Annotated in this window: 21 protein-coding genes; 10 read left to right on the top strand and 11 right to left on the bottom strand. The window is 68.8% G+C overall.

Going from position 1 to position 25,783, the window contains the following annotated elements; genetic code table 11:
• Positions 1–162: 162 nt before the first annotated feature.
• Positions 163–1,155: a catalase family peroxidase gene (locus KTR66_RS02135; RefSeq protein ID WP_213609870.1), complete on the bottom strand. Its 993-nt coding sequence runs from the start codon at positions 1,153–1,155 to the stop codon at positions 163–165.
• A gap of 145 nt (positions 1,156–1,300) precedes the next feature.
• Between KTR66_RS02135 and KTR66_RS02130 the strand changes: the two genes are divergently transcribed.
• From KTR66_RS02130 to KTR66_RS02100, 7 genes are all read left to right on the top strand, one after another.
• Positions 1,301–1,927, top strand: a complete 627-nt coding sequence (locus tag KTR66_RS02130; protein WP_213609868.1) for a glutathione S-transferase family protein — start codon at positions 1,301–1,303, stop codon at positions 1,925–1,927.
• Complete coding sequence (locus tag KTR66_RS02125; RefSeq protein ID WP_213609866.1) at positions 1,924–2,316, top strand: cupin domain-containing protein; 393 nt, start codon at positions 1,924–1,926, stop codon at positions 2,314–2,316. Before KTR66_RS02130 ends, KTR66_RS02125 begins: the two co-directional genes overlap by 4 nt.
• A 226-nt stretch (positions 2,317–2,542) precedes the next feature.
• Positions 2,543–3,283, top strand: a complete 741-nt coding sequence (locus tag KTR66_RS02120; protein ID WP_249731762.1) for a lytic transglycosylase domain-containing protein — start codon at positions 2,543–2,545, stop codon at positions 3,281–3,283.
• 245 nt (positions 3,284–3,528) lie between these two features.
• Positions 3,529–4,560 carry an amino acid ABC transporter substrate-binding protein gene (locus tag KTR66_RS02115; RefSeq protein WP_213609862.1) on the top strand — a complete coding sequence of 344 codons (1,032 nt, stop codon included), beginning with the start codon at positions 3,529–3,531 and terminating at the stop codon, positions 4,558–4,560.
• Positions 4,561–4,629: 69 nt separating this feature from the next.
• Positions 4,630–5,814 carry an amino acid ABC transporter permease gene (locus KTR66_RS02110; protein WP_213609860.1) on the top strand — a complete coding sequence of 395 codons (1,185 nt, stop codon included), beginning with the start codon at positions 4,630–4,632 and terminating at the stop codon, positions 5,812–5,814.
• A 1-nt stretch (position 5,815) separates the two neighbouring features.
• Positions 5,816–6,883: an amino acid ABC transporter permease gene (locus KTR66_RS02105; RefSeq protein ID WP_213609858.1), complete on the top strand. Its 1,068-nt coding sequence runs from the start codon at positions 5,816–5,818 to the stop codon at positions 6,881–6,883.
• Positions 6,884–6,968: 85 nt separating this feature from the next.
• Positions 6,969–7,409, top strand: coding sequence for a hypothetical protein (locus tag KTR66_RS02100; protein WP_213609856.1), 441 nt, complete (start codon positions 6,969–6,971; stop codon positions 7,407–7,409).
• On the opposite strand, the gene KTR66_RS02095 is transcribed toward KTR66_RS02100, so the two are convergent.
• From KTR66_RS02095 to KTR66_RS02065, 7 genes are all read right to left on the bottom strand, one after another.
• Complete coding sequence (locus tag KTR66_RS02095) at positions 7,381–8,511, bottom strand: TIGR03862 family flavoprotein (RefSeq protein WP_249731793.1); 1,131 nt, start codon at positions 8,509–8,511, stop codon at positions 7,381–7,383. The two genes, KTR66_RS02100 and KTR66_RS02095, sit on opposite strands and share 29 nt — an antisense overlap.
• Positions 8,512–8,552: 41 nt before the next feature.
• Positions 8,553–9,455, bottom strand: coding sequence for an alpha/beta hydrolase (locus KTR66_RS02090; RefSeq protein ID WP_213609852.1), 903 nt, complete (start codon positions 9,453–9,455; stop codon positions 8,553–8,555).
• Positions 9,456–9,466: 11 nt separating this feature from the next.
• The gene (locus KTR66_RS02085) at positions 9,467–11,089 is read right to left on the bottom strand and encodes an ABC transporter ATP-binding protein (protein WP_213609850.1); all 1,623 of its coding nucleotides are present in this window, start codon (positions 11,087–11,089) and stop codon (positions 9,467–9,469) included.
• Positions 11,086–11,931: an ABC transporter permease gene (locus KTR66_RS02080; RefSeq protein WP_213609848.1), complete on the bottom strand. Its 846-nt coding sequence runs from the start codon at positions 11,929–11,931 to the stop codon at positions 11,086–11,088. The genes KTR66_RS02085 and KTR66_RS02080 overlap by 4 nt, the downstream gene beginning before the upstream one ends.
• Entirely contained in the window at positions 11,928–12,896 is a 969-nt protein-coding gene (locus tag KTR66_RS02075; RefSeq protein ID WP_213609846.1) for an ABC transporter permease, read from the bottom strand. Before KTR66_RS02075 ends, KTR66_RS02080 begins: the two co-directional genes overlap by 4 nt.
• A 2-nt stretch (positions 12,897–12,898) precedes the next feature.
• Positions 12,899–14,500, bottom strand: a complete 1,602-nt coding sequence (locus KTR66_RS02070; RefSeq protein WP_213609844.1) for an ABC transporter substrate-binding protein — start codon at positions 14,498–14,500, stop codon at positions 12,899–12,901.
• A 122-nt stretch (positions 14,501–14,622) separates the two neighbouring features.
• Positions 14,623–15,468 (bottom strand): VOC family protein, encoded by an 846-nt coding sequence (locus KTR66_RS02065; RefSeq protein ID WP_213609842.1) that lies wholly within the window; start codon positions 15,466–15,468, stop codon positions 14,623–14,625.
• A 60-nt stretch (positions 15,469–15,528) separates the two neighbouring features.
• Here KTR66_RS02065 and KTR66_RS02060 point away from each other — a divergent pair, with 60 nt between their 5' ends.
• A complete protein-coding gene (locus KTR66_RS02060) occupies positions 15,529–16,917 on the top strand; it encodes a protein adenylyltransferase SelO (RefSeq protein WP_213609840.1) in 1,389 nt (462 codons plus the stop codon).
• A gap of 18 nt (positions 16,918–16,935) precedes the next feature.
• Here KTR66_RS02060 and KTR66_RS02055 read toward each other — a convergent pair whose 3' ends face one another.
• From KTR66_RS02055 to KTR66_RS02045, 3 genes are all read right to left on the bottom strand, one after another.
• On the bottom strand, positions 16,936–20,832 hold the full coding sequence (locus KTR66_RS02055) for a M10 family metallopeptidase C-terminal domain-containing protein (protein ID WP_213609838.1): 3,897 nt from the start codon (positions 20,830–20,832) through the stop codon (positions 16,936–16,938).
• 138 nt (positions 20,833–20,970) lie between these two features.
• Positions 20,971–21,951 carry a tripartite tricarboxylate transporter substrate binding protein gene (locus tag KTR66_RS02050; RefSeq protein WP_213609836.1) on the bottom strand — a complete coding sequence of 327 codons (981 nt, stop codon included), beginning with the start codon at positions 21,949–21,951 and terminating at the stop codon, positions 20,971–20,973.
• Positions 21,952–22,013: 62 nt separating this feature from the next.
• The gene (locus KTR66_RS02045) at positions 22,014–22,982 is read right to left on the bottom strand and encodes a tripartite tricarboxylate transporter substrate binding protein (protein ID WP_213609834.1); all 969 of its coding nucleotides are present in this window, start codon (positions 22,980–22,982) and stop codon (positions 22,014–22,016) included.
• A gap of 171 nt (positions 22,983–23,153) precedes the next feature.
• Here KTR66_RS02045 and KTR66_RS02040 point away from each other — a divergent pair, with 171 nt between their 5' ends.
• The gene (locus KTR66_RS02040; RefSeq protein ID WP_213609832.1) at positions 23,154–23,939 is read left to right on the top strand and encodes an IclR family transcriptional regulator; all 786 of its coding nucleotides are present in this window, start codon (positions 23,154–23,156) and stop codon (positions 23,937–23,939) included.
• Positions 23,940–23,976: 37 nt separating this feature from the next.
• Entirely contained in the window at positions 23,977–25,782 is a 1,806-nt protein-coding gene (locus KTR66_RS02035) for a thiamine pyrophosphate-binding protein (protein WP_213609830.1), read from the top strand.
• Position 25,783: the final 1 nt, after the last annotated feature.

The raw sequence follows: 25,783 nt of genomic DNA, 5'->3' as shown, positions 1-25,783 counted from the left end.
CGGCGTCTGGAGCCTGCACTTCATGCGTTTCGATCTCGGATGGATTGACACCAGAGGCCCTAAGGCCATCCTCAAAACCGTCAGGGATGTCCCCGAACACCCGTCAAACATCTTCCCAGTCTGAACAGGGCCTTTCGGCCCCAGCCGCCGGAGGCCCTTTTTCTAGTTCGTCCGCTTCGAGAGCGACAGCGCGTAGGGCGCAGCGCGCGCATGGAGGGTCGGGTCATCGCTGAAGCTGATCCCCGGCTCCTGGTCCAGCGTCATGAAGCTGATCGGATCGCAGGGCCCGCCCGGCCCGGCAGCGACGGAGGTGACGGTCAGGCGGCCGACCACGGCCCGCGGCCGGTCCTCGGGCCAGGCCACGGTCGGATTGGTCACGTCATCGCCCGCCCCCGGGAATTGCAGGACCATGTCGAACTCGACCGGCCCCTGGGTGATCCGCTGCCGAATCTCATCGGCCAGGAAATCGCGCGGGAGGGACTGCATCTGCTCGGCCGTCAGACGCTGCACGCCCGCGCGCGGCTCGAAGACCCAGCGGGCGTGGCGCACCTCGCCATCCTGGCCCTGGAAGCGGAAGGCGTTGACGCCCCAATAGGGGGTGGTGGCCCAGCTCGCCGGCGGGAGGGTGGCGGCCAGCCAGGCGCCCTGCAGCGTCACGGCCGGGTTGGCGGCGACGAAGGCCGCGATGCGCTCGGCATTGGGGCGGCCGGTCGCGGGGTCGGGCGCGCGGACGCGCAGGTTCTCGACAAAGACGGTCGGGTTCGGCGCGCCGAAGATCGGGGCGGAAATATTTGCCATGTCCAGCACGTCGCCCGCGGCCGTCTCGAAGCGGATCCCGAGGCCGCGCGTCGTCCGCGCCCGGTCATCGGCCTGCGGATTGGCCCCGGCGACGCCGAAGCGGATCAGGGTGTTCACGCGCTGCCCGCTGAAGACAGGCGCGACGGAAAGGCGGGTACCCTCCGGCGTCGCGGTGAAATGCCCGGCGGCGCAAAGCCCCTTCGGATGCGAGGGGCGGTAGCTGCGGACCGGCCCAAGGACGCCCTCGAAGCCACTGATGATCTCCTCCGGCGAGGGCTGGGCATGTGCCGGCAGGGTGCCAAGGACGGCGGCGAGGGCGGTCGCGGCGAGACCGAGGCTGAGCGAACGGCGTTGCATGGGCGTGTCCTTTCTTGTGTCTCCCCGCTACGGTGGACAGGCTGGGAAGGTTACGCGGGCGGCCAGGCCGGTGCCATGAATGTCCTGCCCTTCCCGCCCCCGTCGCCGCCGGCCTAGGCTCGCTCCTGGCTGAGGGAGATACGCCATGTTGAAGATCTGGGGCCGCGCCAGCTCCTCCAACGTCATGAAACTGCTCTGGCTCTGCGAGGAGCTGGGAATTCCGTATGAGCGGCTGGATGCCGGCGGCAGCTTCGGCCGCACGAAGGAGGCCGCCTATCTGGCGATGAACCCGAACGGGCGGGTGCCGACGATCGAGGAACCGGACGGCTACACCCTTTGGGAGAGCAACACGATCTGCCGCTACCTCGTGGCGACGCGCGCCCCCGGCCACACGATCCACCCGGCCGACCCGCGTGCGCGGGCGCGGGCGGAGCGCTGGATGGACTGGCAGCTGGGCCACCTCAACGCGCCGATGACCACCATCTTCTTCACCTATGTCCGCACGCCCGAGGCGGAGCGGAACTGGCCCGCCACGAATGCGGCGCGGGACGAGGCGCAGGAGCTCTGGGACATGGTGGAGAACGCGCTGGGCATCGCGCCCTTCCTGGGCGGCGAGCATCTGGGCCTGGCCGACATCGCGCTCGGACCTTACCTGCATCGGTGGCTTTCGTTGCCGATCATCCGCACCCCGCAGCCGCGGCTGCACGCCTGGCACGCCCGGCTGATGGCCCGGCCCGGCTACGCCCGCCACATCGGAGTACCCATGTCATGAGCGAGGGCGGAACCGGCCGAACCATCGTCCGTCACGCCGAGGGGCGGGACTTCACGCGGGGGCTGCGCGCCTTCTTCGAGTACGGGGATCTGGGCATCGCCGCGGCCACGGAGGGGGGATTCGGCGCGCATGTGATCCGCGCCATCCCGGGCGTGCATGCCGAGCCGCAATGGCATCTGCATGAGCTGGACTTCCAGATGGTCTGGATCGTGAAGGGCTGGGTGCGCTTCGAGTACGAGGATATCGGCGAGGTGACGCTGACGGCCGGGACCAGCGTGCTGCAGCCACCCCGCATCCGGCACCGGGAATTGGCGCATTCGGACGACCTGGAGCTGGTGGAGATCACCGCCCCGGCCCGGTTCGAGACAAGGCTGGTCGACCCACCGTGAGACGGGGTTAGAACCTGCCAAAAAAAATGGCGACGCATTTCTGCGCCGCCAAGTTTAGGGAGGAAACGTCCAAGAAAGCAGGCAAGAACCGAAGTTCCTGCCGCCTCCGAAAACATAGGCCGGAGGTCGCTCGTGTGCAAGTGATTTTTTGCGCTGCAGCATCGCGAATTTGCATGGGGGCTGGCATGCGTTTTGCGCAGAGCAAAGCATGCGATCGCTCCCTGCCATGCTTGTGCCCCTGCTCCTGATGCTCGCGCTGGACGTTCGGGCGCAAGCCATTGATCCGACCGTGCAATGCCGGGCGGCGATCGCCCGTGCCGAGCAGGATGCGCAGATCCCGGCGGGCCTGCTGCAGGCCATCGGGCGGGTGGAATCCGGCCGCCGGAACCCCGAGACCGGAACCTCAGGCCCCTGGCCCTGGACCATCAATGCCGAGGGACGCGGCCATTTCTTCCCAGACAAGGCGGCAGCGATTGCCGCCGTTCGCGAATTGCAGGCCCGCGGCGTCCGCGTGATCGATGTCGGCTGCATGCAGGTGAACCTCCATCACCACCCCCGCGCCTTCGCAAGCCTGGATGAGGCCTTCGATCCCATCAGCAACGCCCGCTACGCCGCGCAGTTCCTCACGCAGCTCCAGGCCGCCCGCGGCGACTGGATGGTGGCGGCCGGGCATTACCATTCCCATACGCCCGATCTCGCCCAGGCCTATCGAGCCCGGGTGCAGGCGGCGCTGCCCGCCGCCCAGGCCCGCGCGGCCGAGGACCGCGCGCTGGTCGGCCTCAACCTGCCCCGCCAGGTGGCCATGGGCACGCCGAGCGGGCTTTCGCTCTCGAATCGGGAAGACCGCGCTCAGATCCTGCCCGCATCCGGGGGCGCCGGCCGCGGCCTGGATGCCTATCGGGCCAACCCTGTCCCGATCACCGGCCGGCCGGTGGCCTTGCTGCCGAGCCACCTCGTGCGGCGCTGAAGGCCCGCCCGGGGCAGCCCGGCGCCGTGCCCTGCGTCACGCCGCCGCCGCGCAGGCGTGGCTCTGCCCGCCTCGGCGGCGGATTTCCCGGCCCCTTCCGCCCGCTGCCCAAGCGCTGTGCGATCCCTGCCCGGGCAGGTGATTGCGACGAGTTAACCCTCTTGCAACGGCGCTAGGTTCCGGGCACATGGCAGCCCAGCCGGCAAGGCATACCTCGCCGGAGCCAACGAAAAAGGGATTTTCCGATGAAGTTGACCGCCTTTGCCGCTGCCGCGGCGGCTTTCATGGTCTTCGGGCCGGTGGAAGCGCTGGCCGGCCGTGACCTCGACCAGATCCGCAGCCGCGGCACCCTGCGCTGCGGCGTCCAGGGCCCGTCCAACCCCGGCTTCGGCGTGCCCGACAGCCAGGGCCGCTGGCAGGGCTTCAACGTCGAGATCTGCCGCGCCGTCGCGATCACGATCTTCAACGACGCGAACCGCGTGGAGTTCGTCCCCGTCACCTCGCAGAGCCGCTTCCCGGCGCTGGCGGCGGGCGAGGTGGACATCCTCTCCAACAACTCGACCTGGACGCTGACGCGCGATTCCAACGTGAACCGCTTCAACTTCCCGGCCATCGTCTTCTATGACGGCCAGTCCGTGATGGTGCCCCGCCGCCTGAACGTCACCTCGGCCCGCCAGCTGAACGGCGCCACCGTCTGCGTGCAGCCCGGCACGACGACCGAACTGAACCTCAATGACTTCTTCCGCCAGCACAACCTGCGCTTCACGCCGGTCGTGATCTCGGACCTCGATGAGCTGCGCCGCGCCTATGACAGCGGCCGCTGCGACGTCTTCACCAACGACTTCGCGGCACTCGCCGCCCAGCGCACGCTGCTGACCCGCCCGGCGGACCACGTGATCCTGCCCGAGCGCATCAGCAAGGAGCCGCTCGGCCCCGTGATCCGCCAGGGTGACGAGGAGCTGACGAACATCGTGGCCTGGACGGTCTTCGCGCTGATCGAGGCCGAGGAGCTCGGCATCAACATGGCGAATGTCGAGCAGATCGCCGGCTCCAGCACGAACCCGCTGGTCCGCCGCTTCCTCGGCGTCGAGGGCAACATGGGTGAGAGCATCAGCGCGGCGCGTGCCGACTATGCCCGCCAGATCATCCGCCAGTTCGGCAATTACGGCGAGATCTACAACCGCCACCTGGGCCCGCAGACGCCGCTCGGCCTGGATCGCGGCCAGAACAACATCTGGACGCAGGGCGGCCTGCTCTACGCGCCGCCGGCCCGCTGAGGCCGAACCGGGCCGGGGAGCGATCCCCGGCCCTCTTTCTTCTTCCCGGTTGAGTGAAAAGGGCGCCGCATGAGCACCACCTCCCCCATCATGCCGGCGGCAAAGCCGCTGATCCCATTGCCCGCAGGCACCACGATGCGCGGGCTTCTCTGGCAGGCCGCCCTGGCTGCCGCTGTGATTTTCCTCGGCTGGTCCATCTACAACAACATGCTGACGAACATGGCCGCGCGCGGCCTGCAGTTCGGCTATGGCTTCCTCAACCGCTCTGCCGGCTTCCCGATCGGCGAAGGCCTGCTCAACTACACGCCGTCCGACACCTATGCCCGCGCGCTCACGCAGGGCTTCCTCAACACGCTGCGCGTCGCCGTCGTCGGCATCGTGCTCGCCACCATCCTCGGCGTGCTGCTGGGCCTCGCGCGGCTCTCCGCCAATCCGCTGCTGCGCAGCCTGACGGGCGGCTATATCGAGATCATCCGCAACACGCCGCTCGTCCTGCAGCTCGTGTTCTGGCACTCCATCATCCTGCAGCTGCCCTCGGTGCGGCAGGCGCTGAACCCGCTGCCGGGCTTCTTCCTCTCGCAGCGCGGCGTGAAGATGCCCGCCCTGCTGGCCGAGCCCGCGCTCTATTCCTGCCTGCTGGCACTGCTGACCGCCGCCATCCTCTGGGTCGGCCTCGCGCGGCGCGAGCGTGCGCGGCAGATCGAGACGGGCGAGCGCAAATCCACCCTCATCCCCGGCTTCGCGCTGCTGATCGGCCTGCCGGTTCTGGCGGGCTTCGTCTTCGGCGCACCCACGGTGGAATTCCCCGAACTCACCGGCTTCAACTTCGAGGGCGGGCTCTCGCTCAGCCCCGAGTTCTTCGCGCTGCTGATCGGCCTCGTCGTCTACACCTCGGCCTTCATCGCCGAGATCGTGCGCTCGGGCATCCAGTCCGTGCACAAGGGGCAATGGGAGGCCGCACGGGCGCTGGGGCTGGCACCCGGGCGCATCATGCGTCTCGTCATCCTGCCCCAGGCGCTGCGCGTCATCATCCCGCCGATGACGTCGCAATTCCTGAACCTGACGAAGAACTCCTCGCTCGCCGTCGTCATCGGCTATCCGGACCTCGTCTCGGTCGCCAACACCTCGATCAACCAGACCGGCCAGGCGGTGGAGGTGATCAGCCTCTTCATGGCGATCTACCTCGCCATCAGCCTCGTCACCTCGCTGCTCATGAACATGTACAACCGCGCTGTCGCGCTGAAGGAGCGCTGAGATGGCCGCCCCCGCACTTCCCTCCTTCACCGAGCGCAGCGCCGCCTTCGCGCGTGCCTGCTTCAACGGGCCGGTGAACATCGCGATCTCGCTCGCCTGCATCGCGCTGCTGGTCTGGCTGGTGCCGCCGCTCTTCAACTGGGCGGTGGTGAACGCCACCTGGAACGGCACGGCCGCGACCTGCCGCGAGAATGGTGGCGCCTGCTGGGCCTTCATCCGCGAAAAATTCTGGTTCAGCGTCTTCGGCCTCTACCCCTATGAGGAGCGCTGGCGGCCGGGGACCATGCTGGTCATCCTCGTGACGCTCGTCATCTGCTCCACCTTCCGCGTCTTCTGGAACAAGTGGCTGCTGATCGCCTGGGTCGTCGCGGCCCCCACCATGCTGATCCTGATGGGCGGCGGCTATTTCGGCCTGACGCCGGTGCCGACGCGCCTCTGGGGCGGCATCACCATCACCGGCATCATCGCGGTCTATGGCCTGGCGCTGGGCTATCCGCTGGCGATCCTGCTGGCCCTCGGCCGGCGCTCGAACCTCACGCTGGTGCGCTGGTTCTCCACCGTCGTCATCGAATGCGTGCGCGGCGTGCCGCTGATCAGCCTGCTCTTCATGGCGGCGATCATGCTGCCGCTGTTTCTCCCCGAGGGCATCACGCTCGATCGCCTGGCGCGCGTGCTGGTGGCCTACACCATCTTCACCGCGGCCTATATGGCGGAGGTGGTGCGCGGCGGGCTGCAGGCCATGCCGCGCGGGCAATATGAGGCCGCGGACGCCGTGGGGCTGAGCTACTGGCAGAAGATGCGACTGGTCATCCTGCCGCAGGCGCTCTCCATCACCATCCCGTCGCAGGTGAACACCTTCATCGGCCTGTTCAAGGACACGACGCTGGTGATCGTGATCGGCGTCTTCGACTTCTTCACCACGCTGCGCTCGGCGCTGGGCGATCCGAACTGGCTGGGCTTCCCGACCGAGGCCTATGTCTTCGCGGCCGGCGTCTATTTCGTGCTGTGCTTCGCCATGTCGAAATACAGCCAGAAGCTGGAGCGGGATTTCCAGCCGGCGCAGCGATAGGAAAATAGGGCCTCCGGCGGCTGGGGCCGAGAGGCCCCAGACCCCATTCATTGGTGCGGCCGATCAGGGGGATCGGAGCCAGGGCATGGCGCCGACCGCCGGGCGCGCGCATGATTGGCGCATCACCTCCCGCAGCGAGACACCCATGCGCAAGCTCCTCCTGGCCACGCCCCTCCTCCTCGCCGCCCTGCCGGCCGCGGCGCAGCAGACCAACTGGAACGGCCCGAACCTCATCGTGAACGGCGCCACCGCCAATGGCTGCAATGTCGAGGTCTTCGAGGCGAGCCATTTCGGCACGGCGAACAACAGCATCCGCATCGGCATCGTCAATCGCGGCACGGTCGCCGTCCGCGTCTTCGCGCAGGTGGTCCTCACCGGGCCGCAGGGCACCAAGTCCAACGGGGAATTCTCGATCGCGATGTTCCCGAATGTGGGCGCGGTGTCGAACCGGGCCGGCACGCCCTTCGAGGGCTCGCTCGCCGGCACGCGGCTCACGCTCAACATCGCCCGCTGCGTGCCGACGTGACGCGAAGCGCGGCCCGCGCGGCCGCGACCGCCGTGGCGAAGCAGGCCTGGAGCAGATAGCCGCCGGTCGGCGCCTCCCAGTCCAGCATCTCGCCACAGGCGAAGACATTGGGGTGGCCGGGCACGGCGAAATCCGCGCCGAAAGCGAGGCCGCCGGCCGAGGAAATGGCGCGCTCCAGCCCCTCAGTGCCGATCAGGCGCAGCGGCAGCGCCTTGACCAGTTCCGCCACGGGGCGCGTGGCGCCGGCGCGCAGCACCTCCTGCACCAGCGCCACGGCCAGGGGCGACAGCCCCGCCTGCTTGCGGAGCTGGTTGGCGAGGGATGCCGAACCGCCAGGAAGCGTGATGCGCGGCACATCCGGCCGCAGGTCCAGCGCGATGTCGGCGAAGCCGTCGCGCGCGATGGCCTCGCGCAGGGGGGCGCTGAAGGCATAGAGCAACCCGCCCTCCAGCCCGTCGCGCGTCACCATGGCCTCGCCGCGCCGGGTTTCGCCCGCGAAGGTGAGCGCCACACGCTTCAGCGGCTGGCCTGCGAAGCGCTCGCGCAGATGCGCGCTCCAATCCACGCGGAAGCCCATATTGGCGGGGCGGAAGGGCGTCACATCGGGCAGCAGCGCGGCCCAGGCGCCATCGGAGCCCAGGCGCGGCCAGGAGGCGCCGCCCAGCGCCAGGATGGTGGCGCAGGGCGCAAAGCTCACCTCGCCCTCGGGTGTCGCGAAACGCAGCGCGCCCGCCGCATCCCAGCCCAGCCAGCGATGGCGGCGGCGCAGCGTGACCCCCTGCCCTTCCAGCCGCGCGAGCCAGGCGCGCAGCAGCGGCGAGGCCTTCATGGCGCGGGGGAAGACGCGGCCTGATGTGCCGGTGAAGCATTCCTGCCCCAGCCCCTCGGCCCATGCGATGAGTGCGGCGGGCGGAAAGGCCTCGATGGCCGGGCGCAGCCGCTCCGCCGCCGCGCCGTAGCGGGTGAGGAAGAGCTCCAGCGGCTCGGAATGCGTCAGGTTCAGCCCGCCGCGCCCGGCCAGCAGGAATTTCCGCGCGGGGGCGGCCATCTGGTCGAAGATCACGACCTTTTGCCCGGCCGCGGCCAGGGTTTCCGCCGCCATCAGCCCGGCCGGGCCGGCGCCGATGACGGCGAAGGCGTCGCTCACCGGTTGGCCAAGGCGAGGATGGGGATGGTGAGTTCGTGATCCGCCGTGCCGATGGCGAAGACCGTCGAGAAGTGGTTGTGCCCCGCCATGTGCAGATAGGGCGGGCAGCGCCCGGCGAGACAGAGCGCGGCATTCAGCCGGGCCACCTGATCCTGGAAGGGGCGTGGCTCGAGATCGGCGGAGGCGAGGAAGAGCGGGATCGTCAGCCGGGTGAGGCCTGGGATGGCCGAACGCTGCGCGAGCTTGATCGGGTCATCGCCATAATAGGCGCGCGTGGTGGGCGAGGCCGGATAGCTCGCCACGTCATGCACGCCGGAGACCAGCACGGCCGAAGCCACGCCAGGCGCGGCCGCATGCGCCGCCAGGTAATCGCCCACATGGGCGGCGCCGGCCGATTGGCCCATCAGCACGATCCGCGCCGGGTCGCCGCCATGCGCCGCGATGTTGGCGCGCACCCAGGCGATGGCGGCCGCGATATCCTGCACCACGGCCGGGTAGCTGTGCTGCGGTGCCAGGCGATAGGTGATGTTCACGCCGACCAGGCCCGAGCGCGCGGCCCATTGGCCGATATTGTCGTAGTAGAAGGCGCCGGGCCGCGTCTTGTCGCCGCCGACGAAGCCGCCGCCATGCACGAAGACCAGCACCGGCCGCGCGCCGGGCCCGGGCGAAAACACGTCCAGCCGATGGCGCGGATCGGGGCCATAGCGCTGGTCGCGCAGCGGTTCCACGGCGGGTGGCGGCTGCAGGGCGGCGAGCGCCTCCGCGGTGCGTGTGACACCCTCGGCACCCATGGTGGGGCCGATGGCGCGGATCGCGGCCTGGGTCTCGGGCGGCAGGGCGGTGATCTGGGCAAGCGCCGGCATCGCCAGAAGCAGGGCGGGCAGGATGAAACGCAGCATGTCCGGCGTCCTCAACTGGTCGCGAAACCCCGTCCCGGCTCGGAAGCCCGCCCCGGCACGGACGAAAGTAGCGCCTGAGTATAGGGGTGTTCGGGGGCGGCGAATACGCGGGCCACGGGGCCATGCTCCACCACCTCGCCCTCCTTCATCACGGCCACCAGGTCGCAGACCTGCATGGCGACGCGCAGGTCATGCGTAATGAGGATGATGGAGAGGCCGAGGCGCGCGCGGAGTTCCGCGAGCAACCGCAGCACCTGCGCCTGGACGGAGACATCGAGCGCCGAGACGGGCTCATCCGCCACCAGCACTTCCGGTTCGAGCGCCAGCGCGCGGGCGATGCCGATGCGCTGGCGCTGGCCGCCGGAGAATTCATGCGGGTAGCGCTCGGTGGCGGCGGGGTCGAGGCCGACGAGGCTGAACAATTCCCGCGCGCGGGCCATGGCCTGCTCGCGTGGCATGCCATGGATGATGGGGCCCTGCGCCACCAGTTCCCCCGCGCGGCGGCGCGGATTGAGCGAGCCATAGGGGTCCTGGAAGACCATCTGCATGCGCTTGGCGCTGGCCCGCAGTTCCGACTTGGAGAGCCGCGCGAAATCCGTGCCGCCGAGGCGGATCGCACCCTCTTCGGGCTTTACGAGCCGCATGATGCAGCGTGCGAGCGTGGACTTGCCCGAGCCGCTCTCCCCCACGATGCCGAGCGTGCCGCCCTTGGGCAGTGTCAGCGAGACATCGCGCACCGCGCGCGTCACCCGGCGCCGCCGCCCGAGGAAGCCGCCGCTGCGATAGGTCTTGCTCACATGCTCGATGCGCAGGATCGCCTCCTCCGCGATGGGGCGCGGCGGCGGGGCGGTGAGCGGCGGGACGGCAGCGATCAGGGCCTTGGTGTAGTCATGCGTGGGGCGTTCCAGCACGTCGCGCGCGGCACCCTGTTCCACCACCAGGCCATGCTGCATGACGGCGACGCGGTCCGCGATTTCCGCCACCACGCCAAAATCATGGGTGATGAAGAGCACCGCCGTGCCGAGGCGCTGCTGCAGGTCCCGGATCAGGGAGAGGATCTGCGCCTGCGTCGTCACATCCAGCGCGGTGGTCGGCTCATCGCAGATCAGCACGCGGGGCTTCAGCGCGAGCGCCATTGCGATCATCGCGCGCTGGCGCTGGCCGCCGGACAGCTCATGCGGATAGGCGCGCATGGCCTGGCGCGGGTCGGGGATGCGGACCTCCTCCAGGAGTTCCAGCACCTTCGCCTCGATCTCGTGCTTGGCGAGCTTCGTGTGGATGCGGAACATCTCGCCGATCTGGTCGCCGATGGGGCGCAGCGGGTTCAGCGCCGTCATCGGTTCCTGGAAAACCATGGCGATGCCGGCGCCGCGGATCTGGCGCATCTCGGCGTCATCGGCGCTGGCGAGGTCCCGCCCATCGAAGAGGATGCGGCCCGCCTCGATGGCCACACCGGGCGGGAGCAGGCGCATGATGGCGCTCGCCGTCATGGATTTGCCGGAGCCGGATTCCCCCACCACGCAGAGGATCTCGCCGGGATGAAGTTCGAGGTTCACATCGCGCAAGGCATGGGCGCGGTCAGCGCCGGGTGGCAGAGCGACCGTCAGGCCCTGGAGGGAGAGCACGGCGCTCATGTCGGACCTCCGCGGCCCTTGAGGCGCGGGTTCAGCGCGTCATTCAGCCCCTGCCCCACCAGCGAGACGGCCAGCACGGTGACGAGGATGGCAACCCCCGGAATGGCCGAGACATACCATTGCACGCGCAGCACATCGCGCCCGAGGCCGATCAGATTGCCCCAGGAGGCGACGTTCGGATCGGAGAGCCGCAGGAAGGCGAGTGCCGCCTCCAGCAGGATGGCGACGGCCATCACCACGCTCGCATAGACGATGACGGGCGGCAGGGCATTCGGCAGGATTTCGCGGAAGATGATCTGCCGGTCGCGCATGCCGAGCGTGTGGCAGGCTTCCACGAACTCCCGCGAACGCAGCGAGAGGAATTCGGCGCGCGTGAGGCGTGCGGGCGCGGGCCAGGAGACGGCGCCGACCGCCACCACGACGGTGGTCAGGTCCGAGCCGAAGATCGAGACGAAGAGGAGCAGCAGCAGGAAGTTGGGCAGGGTCTGGAAGGCTTCCGTCACGCGCATCAGCACGTCATCCACCCAGCCGCCGTAATAGCCGGCGATGGCGCCGATCACGATGCCGATGGAGACCGCGATGGAGGTGGCGACGAGGCCGATCAGCAGCGAGATGCGCGCGCCGTGGAAGATCTGTGCGGCAATGTCGCGGCCCGAATTGTCGGTGCCGAACCAGAAGCGCGGATTCTGCCCCGGCCATTGCAGCGGCCGGCCGGCGAGGCTCAGCGGGTCATTGGGGAAGAACCAATCCGCACTCACCGCCATGAAGATGATGACCAGCAGCAGGATGAGGCCGATCACCGCCGCCGGGGACCGCATATAATTGCGCAGGAAGCGTTTCATCGGCCCGCGATCCGTGGGTCGAGCCGTGCATAGACGAGGTCCACCAGGAAATTCACGAAGATCACCAGCAGCGCCGAGATGAAGACGATGCCGAGCAGCGTGTTCAGGTCGCGCTGGACCACCGCCTCATAGGCGAGCCGCCCGAGGCCGGGGAGCGAGAACACGCTCTCCACCACGACCGAGCCGCCCAGCATGGTGCCCGCCTGCAATCCGATCAGCGTCACCATGGGCAGCATGGCGTTGCGCAGCACGTGGCGCACCACGACGCGCGTCTCGTCCAGCCCCTTGGCGCGGGCCGTGCGGACGAAATCCAGCGTCAGCACCTCCAGCATCGAGGCGCGCATGATGCGCAGATAGATGGCGAGGAAGATGAGGCCGAGTGTCAGCGTCGGCAGCACGAAGTGGCGCGCGATGTCGAGCGCGCGGGCCAGCCCCGTGAGCCCCATGCCCACGCTTTCATAACCGCCGGCCGGCAGCCATTGGAGGTGAACGGCGAAGAGCACGATGGCCATCAGCCCGAACCAGAAGGAGGGGGTGGCGTAGAAGAGCAGGCCGATCGTGGAGATGATCGTGTCCGGCCAGCGGTTCACCCGCCGCGCGGCGATGACGCCGAACAGCAGGCCCAGGAAGAAGGCGAAGGACAGGGACGACGTCATCAGCAGCAGCGTCGCCGGCAGGCGCTCGAAGATGACCGTCGCCACCGGCTTGCCGTAGATGGTCGAGAAGCCGAGGTCGAAACGCACCAGGCGCCAGAGATACTGCGCGAGCTGTGCGGCCACCGACTGGTCGAGGCCGAGGGCGGCGCGCATCGCCGCTGCGTCGCCACCACCGCCCATCTGGGCGATGAGCGCATCCACCGCGTCGCCCGGCGCCAGCTGCAGCAGCAGGAAGACGCCGACGAGGATGATGAGCAGGGAAGGCAGCGAGGCGGCAAGACGCCGCCCCGCGAGAGACAGGATGCGCAAGCCTAGCTGGCCAGCCAGAGATCATGCCAGGAGGAGGAACCCCAGCGCGGCGTGTTGGAGTGGTTGCGCAGGCGCCGGTTGATGCAGGAGAGGAAGATCTGCTCCATCGGCATCCAGAGCATCAGCTCGCCATTGGCGCGGCGCACGAAATCGGCGTAGCGCGCGCGGCGGCGGGCGGGGTCGAGTTCCGTCGCCGCACCATCAATGATGGTGTCGAGCTCGGCATCCGTGACACCCCATTGGTTCGTCCACGGTGCCCCACGCGGCGAACCGGAGCGATACCAGACGGTGGTCGAGACGGCCGGGTCATTGCGGTACTGATGCCAGCCGGTCGCGAGGTCGAAATTCCAGTCATTATAGACCGTGCGCAGGAAGCCAGCCGCGTCGAGGCGGACGATCTCGATGCGGATGCCCACTTCCTGCAGGCTCTGCTGGATGAAGGTGGTGAAGAGGGCGATATCCTCGCCCCAGGGGGCGGGGTTCAGGCGCAGCGTGAAGCGCACGCCGCCCGCGCCGCGCCGGTGCCCGGCCTCGTCCAGCAGGCGGTTCGCCGCCGCACGGTCGAAGCCGTATTGCGGCATGCCGGCGGTATAGAAATCCGTGGATGTCGAGGGGATCGGGCCCGTGCCGAGCTTGGCATAGGTCGGGCTCAGGAAATTCTCGATGAAGAAGGGGATGTTCATCGCATGCGCGATGGCGCGGCGCACGCGGATATCCGCCAGGATCGGGTTGCGGAAGTTGAATTCCAGCGTGTTGGTGCGCGCATTGCCCTCATTGCCGCGCGTCGTCACCTCGAAGCGCGGATCGCGCCCCAGGCGCGCGAGGTCGGCCAAGGCGAGCGAGGAGAAGGGGCTGTAGAGCACCTGCCCCGCCTCCATCTGCGCCGCCGCCGCCGAGCGGTCGGTGATGACGCGCCAGACGATGCGATCGAGATAGGGCTGGTTCGGGCGCCAGTAGTTCGGGTTGCGCTCGGCGATGATGAATTGCCCGCGCTCATACTGCACGAAGCGGAAGGGGCCGGTGCCCATGGGCGCGGTATTGGCCGGATTCTGCCGGATATCCGTGCCCTCATAGATATGCTTGGCCGAGATGTAGCCGAGGTCCGGCAGGGCGCGCAGCAGCAGGTTCAGCGGCATGGGCTGCGAATATTTGAACACGGCCGTATGCGCGTCCGGCGTCTCGACCGCCTCGAGGAAGAGCTGCAACGCCGTGCCGTAGTTCAGGATCTTCTTCCACATCTCCATGGCGGTGAACTGCACATCCGCCGAGGTGAAGGGCCGCCCATCATGCCAGGTCACACCCTGGCGCAGGCGGAAGGTGATGGTCTTGCCATCCGGCGTGGATTCCCAGGCGGTGGCGAGGCAGGGCGCCGGCTGGCCCTGCGCATCCAGGTCCACCAGCGGCTCCTGGATCTTGCCGCCGACGATATAGACGCCGGTGGAGGCCTGGAGGCTCGGGTTCAGGATGCGCTGCTCGGTGGCGAAATGCACCGTCATGGTGCCGCCCCGGCGCGGCGTTTCCTGCGCGAGGGCAAGCTCGGGCGCGTTCACGCTGGCGGCGATGGCGGCCGAGGTGAGCATCGCGGCGCGGCGGGAGAAATCCATGCGCTTCATCCTCATTTGGGTGCGCCGCAGCATGGGCGTGCGGCGGGGGCTGCGTCAATCATCCGAGGGAGAGGAGAAAAAGGCCTCCGGCGGCTGGGGCCGAGAGGCCCCAGACCCCAAGACTAGATCGCCAGGAAGCGCAGCAGGACGCCCGTCGCGCGGCCGGCCGGGACCGCCACGGCGCCATCCGCCGAAACGCCCAAGGCCCGCGCCGCGCCAGGATAGTCGCGCGTGCCCAGCACCAACGCGGCCGCTCCCTCCTCCGGCAATCCCTCCAGCGAAATCCCGGGATGGCGGGCGGCCAGGATGGCGCGGTCCAGGAAGACCAGGTCCGCGCGATCCCCGCCCGTGGGCACCACCCAGGCGCCATCGGCATCCTGCCGGGGCGACTGGACGATCAGCGCCGCCATCTCGGCCGCCGCCGCGCGCGGGTCACCTGTCAGCATCTCCAGGCGCAGGATGCGGGCCGCACCATTGGCGTGGCTCTGCAGGGACGGCACCCAGACATTCTCGCGCGTCAGGTGCTGGCAGGCGAAGATCCGCAGCCCGCCGGGCCGCAGGCCGACGGGCCAGCGCATCACGTTGAAGCGCGCCTCGGCGATGGTGCCATCCGGCAGTTCCACAGGGCGGCCGAAGGCGATGGGGCCGATGGCGGCGATGCCCTTGGCCTGGAGCTCGGCCACTCCGGCCGCCGCGTCCAGCGCCGTGAAAGCCGCGCGCTCGATGCCCTCCTGCTCCGCCAGCCATTCGCGCATCGCGGCGTTGTGCTCGGTGGGCGTGAGCACGCCCAAGAGCTCCATATAGTCCTCGCCGAACATGATCGTGTAGTTGGCCGAGCCCATATGCGGGCTATGCGTGCCGCGCGGCGAGACGGTGAAGCCGAGCGCCCGCCAGGCGGCGGCGGCCTTGTCCAGATCGCGCACCGAGACGACGACGTGATCCAGACCGATGACATGCTGCAAGGCCATGGGAACCTCCTCTGATGCGAGGAGCTTACCCATATCCGCGCTTCTGCGATAACAGGCCCCATGCCGATCAGCCCCGCCTTCCGCCCCGCCCGCATCCATGCCGCGCTGGGTGGCGAATTCTTCGACGTGGTGGAGCCCGCGCGGTTCCCCCGCCACATCCTGCGCCACCGGGACCAGCGCCAGGCGGCGCGCCTCGGCCTGGATGGGCTGACCGATGACGAATGGACCCTGCATTTCGGCCGCTTCGAGCCCCTGCCCGGCAGCTTCGAGCAGCCGCTCGCGCTGCGCTATCACGGCCATCAGTTCCGCCACTACAACCCCGATCTGGGCGATGGGCGCGGCTTCCTCTTCGCGCAGATGCATGACCTGGAAGATGACCGCCTGCTGGATTTCGGCACCAAGGGCAGCGGGCAGACGCCCTGGTCCCGCACCGCCGATGGGCGGCTCACGCTCAAGGGCGGCGTGCGCGAGGTGCTGGCGACCTCACTGCTGGAGGCACTCGGCGTCAACACCTCCAAGAGCTTCTCGCTGATCGAGACGGGCGAGGCGCTGCAGCGCCATGACGAACCCTCGCCCACGCGCGCCTCGGTGCTGGTGCGGCTCAGCCATTCGCATATCCGCATCGGCACCTTCCAGCGTTTCGCCTATCTCGGCGACGAGGCCTCGATCCTCGCTTTGCTGAATCACGCCGTGCAGCACTATCTGCCCGAGGGAGCGGCGCGCGAGACGCCCGAGCGCGCGGCGCGCTTCTTCGCGGAAGTCTGCCGCCGTGTCGCGCGGATGGGCGCGCAATGGATGGCCGCCGGCTTCGTGCATGGCGTGCTGAACACGGACAACATCAACATCACGGGCGAGAGCTTCGACTACGGCCCCTGGCGCTTCCTGCCGACCTACGATCCGAAATTCACCGCCGCCTATTTCGACTATGGCGGCCTCTACGCCTTCGGCCGCCAACCGGAGACGCTCCTGTGGAATCTCGCGCGCCTTGGCGGCTGCCTTCTGCCGCTGGCAGGCGAGACGGACCTCAAGGCGCGGCTCGAGGAATCGCTGCATGGATTCGGGGCGCTGGTGCAGGCGGAATTCGCCCGCTGCGTGCTGTGGCGCCTCGGCCTCAAGCCCATCGAGCCGGAGCGTGACGCGACGCTCTCCGGCCTCTTCTTCACCGCGCTGCTGGAGAGCGAGGCCCCCTTCGAGCGGGCCTTCTTCGACTGGCGTGGCGGGCGGAGCCGCGACTATCCGCATGCCGCCTGGGGGCCGGTGCGCGCCGCACTTGCCAGCTATGAACGCGCGGCACCCGACCACCCCTATTTCGAGGGCGAAGGCCCGGCCACGCTGCTGATCGAGCAGGTGGAGGCGCTCTGGGAGCCGATCGCCGAGCGCGACGACTGGAGCCTCTTCCACGCCAAGCTCGCCGAGATCGAGCGCGCGCGCCTCGCCCATCTCGGCTGAGGGGCGGCCGCGCCCCTCTCAGATGATCAGGAAGTCGCCGGCCGTCAGCGCGGGGCGCGTGTCGAGCTGGGCGAAGGCGAGGGTGTCGTGGTCCGTCCCTGCCCCGTCCTCGTCCCAGCGCAGGATGCCCGTCGCCGCCTCGTAGAGGATGCGCGGCCCGCGGCCGCTGGGCAGGGTGCCGGCCTCGAACAGCGCGCCGGCCAGCGCGCCAGGCAGGAACCCGAAGACCCGGTGGTCCAGCACGATGCTGTCGGTGCCCGGCAGGAAATCCTTGATCCGGTCAGGCGCATTCGAACCGTAGATCAAGGCGCCGAAGAGGAACCAATCGGCATCGGCGCCGCCCACCAGCGTGTCCGCGTCATCGCCGGGGCCGCCCATCAATGTATCCTCACCTGCGCCACCGAGCAGCACATCCGATCCGTATCCGCCACTCAGCACGTCATCGCCGTCAGCCCCCGTCAGCCGATTGGCGCCGTCATTGCCTGTGATCACGTTGTCCAGCGCATTGCCGGTGCCGCGGATGGAGGCAGACCCCAACAGCTTCAGGTTTTCGAGGTTCGCCCCCAGGGTGTAGGTGATCAGGGAGAGGACGAGGTCGATGCCACCATCATCCGGGTTGGGTGGCTCACCTGACGCATCACGCCCAGGGATGTCGGCCAGGGTCTCGATCACCACATCGGCTGTGCTGTCCACACGGTAGATATCGTCGCCCGCGCCGCCCTCCATCGTGTCGTAGCCCGTTCCGCCGTCCAGAACATCGTCCCCCAGGCCGCCCTGCAGCGTGTCGTTGCCGGCCATGCCCTCCAGGGTGTTGTCGCCGGAATTGCCCGTCAGGACATTGGCCACGGCATTGCCGGAGCCGGTGACCGACTGGGTGCCGGTCAGGACGAGATTCTCGAGATTGGCGCCGAGCGTATGGTCCAGGCTGCTCCAGACGGTGTCGGTCCCGCTGCGGGCGGCCTCGACGATGGCATCCGAGAGGTCATCCACGACATAAAGGTCGTCGCCGGTGCCGCCGACCATGGAATCCGCGCCCTCGCCGCCCGTGAGCGTGTCATCGCCGGCGCCGCCGATCAGCGTGTCATTGCCCATCATGCCGCTCAGCGCGTTATTGCCGGTCGTGCCGATGATGAGGTTGGCGAGTGCATTGCCCGTGCCGTCCATGGGCACCGGCTCGAAGGCGGAGAGGACGAGGTTCTCCAGATGCGCGCCCAGGGTGTAGCTGAACAGCGCGCGCACCGTGTCGAGGCCGCCCCCGGCGAACTCGACCACCACGTCCTCCTCGGTGTCCACGACATAGCGGTCATCGCCCGTGCCGCCGACCAGCAGATCGGCGCCCCAGCCACCATCCAGCGTGTCCGCGCCATCGCCGCCATAGAGGGAGTCGGTACCACCAAGGCCGAGCAGCAGATTCTTGCCGGTATTGCCGAGGATGGCGTTGTCCCCCTCATTGCCCGTGCCGCTCAGCTCACCGGCGCCGATCAGCTCCAGCCGCTCGAAATGCGCGCCGAGCACCATGCTCACGCTGGCGCGGATGACGTCATGGCCCTCTCCATCCAGCTCGACCAGAACGTCACCCGCATCGCGGACCAGATAGAGATCGTCGCCGGCACCGCCCAAGACGACGTCAGCACCCGTGCCGCCCTCCAGCGTGTCGTCGCCACCGGCGCCCTCCAGCGTGTCGTCGCCCTGGTTGCCGACCAAGCGGTTGTCCTGCTCATCGCCGGTGAGGCTGTCATCGCCTTGGCTGCCCAGCACCGCCTCGATCCCGGTCAGCGTGTCGCCCGCCGCGCCCGTGCCCGAGGCTGAGCCGGAGGCCAGGTCGATCGTCACATCGAGGGCCAGCTCGGAGTAGTCGGCCGTGTCGAAGCCCGCGCCGCCATCGAGCCAATCCGCCCCGCCGCGGCCGCGCAGCAGGTCATCCCCGCCCTCACCCTGGAGCCTGTTGTCGCCGAAGCCGCCAATCAGCGTATCGGCGTGCGAGGAGCCGATGGCATTCTCGACGGCGATGAGCTTGTCACCCTGCGCATCGCCGCCGGCACCGGTGCCCGATGAGAGGTTGATGGAGACGGCCGCGGCAGAGCCGGCATAGGACGCCGTGTCCGTGCCGAGTTCACCGCGCATCAGGTCGGCGCCGGCGCCCCCCTTCAGCAGGTCATTGCCGCTGCCGCCCCAGAGGCTGTCATCGCCGGCGCCGCCATCCAGGAAGTCCGCACCGTCGTCACCCGCCAGGTAGTCATGGCCATCGCGGCCGAAGAGCAGGTCATTGCCGAGACCGCCGGCCAGGTCATTGGTGCCGGAATCGCCTTGCATCGTGTCGTCGCCATTGCTGCCGGCGAAGCGCTCGAAATCCAGCACGGGCGTGGGCAGCGCCTGGCCCGCCTCGTCGATGCGGCGATAGGGATTGAAAGGGCCGGGCAGACCGGAGACAGCGGCAAGGTTCGTCAGGTCGAGACCGATCCCCGACTGGCCGGGGGTGACGGCCAGACCGGCGAAGGACAGCGTGTCCCAACCCGCGCCGCCTGAGAGAAAATCGGCCTGCGTCCCGAAGCCGACCACGACTACATCGTGATCCGTGCCGCCAAAGAGGCTGTCGCCGGAGCCGGAACCGACCACCGTGTCATTGCCGGAGCCGCCCAGCAGGAGATCCGCATTCGTCCCGCCATCGAGCGAATCCCGGCCGGCATCGCCGCGCAACTCGTCCTTGTCGGCGCCGCCCAGCAGCGTGTCGTCGCCATCCCCGCCGGAGAGCCTGTCTGCGCCGGTCTCGCCCTCCAGCCGATCGTGGCCGAGGCCGCCATAGATGGTGTCGGCGCCCACGCCGCCCTTGATGCTGTCATTGCCGGCGCCGCCGTCCAGGAAGTTCGCATCGGTGCTGCCCGTGATGGTGTCATCGCCAGCCCCGGTGGTGATCGTCTTGATCTTGCCCAGGATCGCCAGGTTGTTGATCAGGCCGCCGACCGACTGGAACATCTCGTTCAGGTTGATCGTCGCCGCTTCGACGTAGGGGCGGACATCGAGCCAGTTGTCGCCATCGTAGTCGTAGATGGTGCCGACGATCTTGTCGGCCGCGCCGCTGATGTAGAGCGCCCCGCCGATCCCTCCGGCGCCGTAGACCGTGTTGCCCGCCCAACTCGTCCAGCCGATGGGGGGCAGGTAGAGCTGGTTGAGTGCGAGGATGTCAGCCGGCATGGGGGTGGAAGGCCAGACACCGAAGAAGTCGCTGCCGCCGAAGGTCTCGCTGAAATAGCTCATGATGGTCAGCGAGCGATTATCCTCCCGGAAATCGGCGCTGTTCCAGAAGCTCGGCTCCTCGTCGTCGGAGGCATCGTAATTGCCCGGATGCTGCAGGCCGAGGACATGGCCCAGCTCGTGCAGGAACGTGCGCATCCCGCGGCCGCCATAGTCGAGCCCGGCGCCGCTGAACGCGGGATTGCTGAGGTTGAACCAGGCATTTCCCTCGTAGAAGGTCGTGCTGCCGCTGCCGACACTGGCAAAGGCGAAGGCGGAACCGCTGCCGAAACCACCCACGAAGAGCTCTATGCCGCTCTCACCGCCATTCAGGTATCCGGGTGAATCCTCGTTCTCCATCTGGACGAAATCGACGAAGGCGAACTGCTCCCAGATGGCGATGGCGTTGTTGAAGCTCGCGATCTGTTCCGCGTTGAAGACGACGAAGTCATCCGCCGTGTTGGCGTTCGAGTGGTTGAAGAATTCCGTGGTCTCGTTGAGGAACCCGTAGCGGATCACCAGGCGCTCATCGAAATCCCGGTCATCGGTGAAGCCCGTGCCGTCGGTCATGGCGTCGATCAGGCCCTGGATACCGACGGAGGGCTTGAGTGCGGCGAGAGCGAGGTTCACCGCCCGGGTGGCTTCTGTCTCGCTGGCAGTTTCCGAGACGGGGTGGACGGTCATGGCAGGCTCCTCGCTGGGCCATCAGGCGCGGAGTCCCGCCGACCGATGCACCGCGAGGGTATGGATTTCCATATTTTGGCTCAAGCGAGCGGCCTGACCCGGTTTGTCGCGTGTGTCGCGCGGCTCCTCGCGCCCGTGCTACTCCGGCGTGGCGCCCGAGATCCGCACCATCTCGGCCCAGCGCGGCGTCTCGCGCTGGAGGCGCTCGGCCACCTGCTCGGGCGTCGTGCCGGTCAGCCGCGTGCCGATGGCGATGGCGCGCTGCTGCAAGGCGGGGTCGGCGAAGGCCGTGCGGATTTCCTGGCTCAGGCGGTCCACCACGGCGCGTGGCGTGCCCGCCGGCGCGGCCCAGAGGTGCCAGGGGCTCACGTTGAAATTGTCGAGCCCCGCCTCGGCCATGGTCGGCACGTTGGGCAGCGTGGGCCAGCGCTCGGGCATGGTGACGGCGAGTGCGCGGATGCGTCCCTCGGCGATCACGGGCGTGTAGCTGGCGAGGTTGTCCACCGCCACCTGGATGTCGCCCGAGAGCATGGCGGGGATGGTCTGCGCGGCCCCCCGGAAGGAGACATGCGTGCCCTGGATGCCGCCCCGGTTGAGCAGATAGGCGCCGGAGAGATGGATGGTGGTGCCGACGCCAGAGGAGCCGTAGCTGACGCCACCCGGCCGCTCCCGCGCCCAGGCCAGGAATTCCGCAAGCGTGCGCGCAGGCACGTGCTGCGCCGGGACCACCGCCACATTGGGCAGGTCCCACATGGCGCTGATCCATTGGAAATCCTTCGCGGGATCGAAGGGCAGGCGCGTGAACAGCATCGGGTTGATCACGATGTTGTGCATGCTGACCGTGCCGATGGTGTAGCCATCGGGCGTGGCGCGGGCCAGCGCCTCGGTGCCGATATTGCCGGAGGCGCCGCTGCGGGTCTCCACCACGAAGCTCTGGCCCAGGCGCTGCGTCATCACCTCGCAGGCGAGGCGCGTCATCACATCGAGCGAGCCGCCGGGCGGGAAGGCGACGATGACGCGGACGGGGCGGTTGGGCCAGGCGCCCTGCCCCACCCCCTGGCCCAGGGCAGGCGTGGCCAGAAGCGTGCTGGCGGCCAGCAGGCCGCGGCGCTGGATCATCGTCTCTCTCCCGTGTGTTTTCCGGGAGGCTAGCAGGCGGCGCGCGCCGCCTGCAGCAGAAATCACTGCGGCTGGATGCCGGCGGCGCGGATCACCGTCGCCCAGCGTTCCACCTCGCTGCGGACGAGCGCCTGCAGGGCTTCGGGGCTGCGCTGGTCGGGCCGCGCGGGGATGGAGCCCAGCTCCTCGATGCGGCGGATGATGGCCGGGTCCTCCAGCGCCACGCGCAGCGCCTGGTTCAGGCGGGCCACGACGGGCGCGGGCGTGCCGCGCGGCGCGAAGATCGCGTTCCACCCCTGGAAGACATATTCCGGCACGCCTGCCTCGCTGGCGGAGGGCACGTTCGGCGCATTGGGGTTGCGCGCGGTGGCGGCGACCGCCAGCCCGCGCATGGTGCCGGAGGCGATCTGCGGCACGGCGGCCGGCGCCAGCAGGCAGGCGCTGTCCACCTGCTGCGCCACCACGTCGTTCAGCGCCGGGCCTTCGCCGCGATAGGGCACCTCGTTCATCCGCACGCCCGTCACGTGGGAGAAGAGCGCGCAGCCCAGGTGGTTGGTGCTGCCGACGCCGGCATTGGCGTTGGAGACGCGGCCCGGATTCTCCCGCGCCAGGGCCAGGAATTCCTGCATGGTGCGCACGGGCAGGCCATTGCGCACCACGAAGAACATGGGCGTGCCGGCGATCAGGCCGATCGGCTGCAGCTCGCGCGGGTCATAGCCCGGGTTGCGGTAGATGGAGGCCGAGGCCGAATGGCTGCCGAGGCTGCCGACGGTGAGCGTATAGCCATCGGGCGCGGCATTGGCGCCGCGCGTGCCGCCGATGGTGCCGCCGGCGCCCGTCACATTCTCGACCACCACCGACTGCCCCAGCGTGCGGGACATGCTCTGCGCCACGATACGGGCCAGCACGTCGGTGGCGCCGCCGGGGGCGAAGACGACGATCATGGTGATCTGGCGGGTGGGGAATTCCTGCGCGACGGCAGGAAGGCTCAGAAACGCCGCCACACAGGCGGCGAGGACGCGCTTCATCATCCGGTCTTCTCCCACTGCGCGGGCATCTTTGGCCCGCTTTTCCTGGACGTTCTCAGCATAGTGCGGGGCGGCGCGGCTGGCGTCCACCCGTTTCGCATATCGAAACTCTTTTCGTTATGCGTGGTCAAGCGTATCGTATGGCTATTGCGTTCCTCCCAGCGAAAGACCGCCATGACCAACAGCGCCCGGGACCCCTATCACCTCGCCTCGCTTCACCGGGGCCTGGAGGTGATCGGCTGCTTCTCGCGCCGCCCCTCCTGGAGCCTCGCCGAACTCGCCGCGGAGCTCGGCCAGAACAAGGCGACGCTGTTCCGCGTGCTGCACACGCTGGAGGCGGCCGGCTTCCTGGCGAAGGATGCGAATGGCCGCCACGTGCCGGGCCTCGCGCTCCATGCGCTGGGCAATGCCGCCGTGAGGCAGGAGCAGCTGCGCTGGCAATCCCTGCCCCCCATCCAGGCGCTCGCCGAGGAGACGGGCGAGACCGTGCATGTCGGCATCCTGCATGAGGGCGAGGTCGTCACCGTGCAGGTGGTGGAGGGCACGCATGCCGTGCGGATGCATTCGCGCGTGGGCAAGCGCAGCCCCGCCCATGCCAGCGCGCTGGGCAAGCTGCTCATGGCCTACCTGCCCGATGCCGAGGTGGAGGCGATCATCGCCCGCCATGGCCTGCCCGCCTTCACGCCGGCCACCATCACGACGCCCGAGGCGCTGCGCGAGGCGCTGCACGCGATCCGCCAGCAAGGCTGGTCACCCGATGCGGAGGAGATCGAGCCCGGGCTGCGCTGCCTCGCCGCCCCCATCACCGACCAGAGCGGCCGGCCCAGCGCCGCACTCGGCATCTCGGCGCCGGCGAGCCGCATGGATGAGGCGCGGCGCGCCGCACTCCTGCCGCGCGTGAAGGCCGCAGCCCTTCAGGTCTCGCGCATGCTGGGCAGCCCCTCGGCCGCCGCCGCCTGACTCCAACGACAAGAACACATCCGGGAGAGAGACCATCATGGACAGCCAAAGCCGCGCCACGCTGATGAACGGCGCCGACATCATCGTCGACCACCTGACGAAGCAGGGCGTGCCCTATCTGTTCGGCCTCTGCGGCCATGGCATCACGGGCTTCATGGATGCAGCCTTCAAGGCGCAGAACCGCATCAAGACCATCTCCACCCATCACGAGCAGACGGCCGGCCACATGGCCGACGCCTATTACAAGGTGAAGGGCGAGCCGGTGGCGACCTTCACCTCCTGCGGCCCGGGCTCGGCCAATCTCGTGGTGGCGCTGGCCGCCGCCATGATGGACAGCAGCGCCTTCCTCGCCATCACCGGCAATGTGCCGACGGGCCAGTTCAACCGCGGCCCCTTCCAGGAGACGGGCCGCCATTTCCAGGGCGATTTCCCGAGCGTGATCCGCCCCTATGTGAAGCGCAGCTACCAGCCGATGCGGGCCGACATGGTGCAGCTGGCGGTCACCCAGGCCTGGGACCAGCTCACCGCCGGACGGCCCGGGCCGGTGAACCTGGACGTGCCGCTGAATGTGTTTGTGGAGGAGGCCTCGGTCGTTCCCTCCTCCACCGTGAAGGCGGTGATCAATGGCGCGCCGGGCAACCCCAAGGCGCTCTCGGCCGCGCTCGATCTGCTGCTCAAGGCCTCGCAGCCCGTCATCATCGCGGGCCAGGGCGTGATCCTGGGCAAGGCCTGCGATGCTCTGCTGGCCTTTGCCGAGCGCACGGGCATTCCCGTCGTCACCAGCCCGAACGGCAAGGGCGCCATCCCCGACCGGCATCGCCTCGCCTTCGGCGCGATCGGCCGCAATGGCAGCTATGCGGCCAATGATGCGACGCGCAATGCGGATGTGATCCTCGCCATCGGCTTCTCCTTCGATGACCGCGCGACGAGTGCCTGGCTGGATGGCTATACGCTCAGCATCCCGCCCTCCAAGCTGATCCAGATCGACATCGACCCCACCGAGATCGGCCGCAACTACCCGACGGAATACGGCATCCTGGGCGATGCCAAGGCGAGCCTGGAACTCATGCTGGACATGGCCGAGGCGCGCACGGGTGGCCCGCGCGAAGGCGGCGCCTGGTTCGACCGGCTCGCGCGCGGGCGCGAGGTGTGGCGCGAATACCAGTCGGGCCTCGCGCTCTCGGACCAGATGCCGCTCCGGCCCGAGCGGCTGATGGCGGCGCTGTCGCGCGCGGTGCCGGAGGATGCGGTGGTGGCGTCCGATGTCGGCGTGCACCACAACTGGATCATCCAGCTGATGGACACGCTGCGCCCGCGCCATCTGATCCACAGCTGGGGCTTCGCGGCCATGGGGTTCGCGACCTCCGGCATCCTCGGCGCCAAGCTCGCGGCACCCGATCGGCCCTGCGTCGCCGTGGTCGGCGATGGCTCCTTCCTGATGACGCCGCATGCGCTGGCGACGGCGGTGGAATACGGGATCCCCGTGGTCTGGGTGGTGTGGAACAATTCGGGCTTCTGCTCGATCCGCGACATCCAGCACGGCATGTTCGGCGGGCGCGAACTCGCCACCGCCTTCGAGATCCAGCGCACGGGCGAGAGCTACAGCCCCGATTTCGCGATGATGGCGAAGAGCATGGGCGTCGCCTCGCATCGCGTCACACACGCGGGCGAGCTGGAGGACGCCATCGCCATGGCGGTGAAGGCGAATGTGCCCTACCTGCTGGAAGTGCCGGTGGACCGCGAGATCCGGCCGATCGGCACCGGCAGCTGGGACCTGCCGCCGCTGCCCAATCCGGAGCCGAACTTCCTGAAGGCGCTGGCGGCGCGGGGGATCACCTTCTGAG

Source organism: Roseococcus sp. SDR (assembly GCF_019083995.1).
GTDB lineage: Bacteria > Pseudomonadota > Alphaproteobacteria > Acetobacterales > Acetobacteraceae > Roseococcus.
This window is presented reverse-complemented; position numbering and strand designations above follow the sequence as displayed.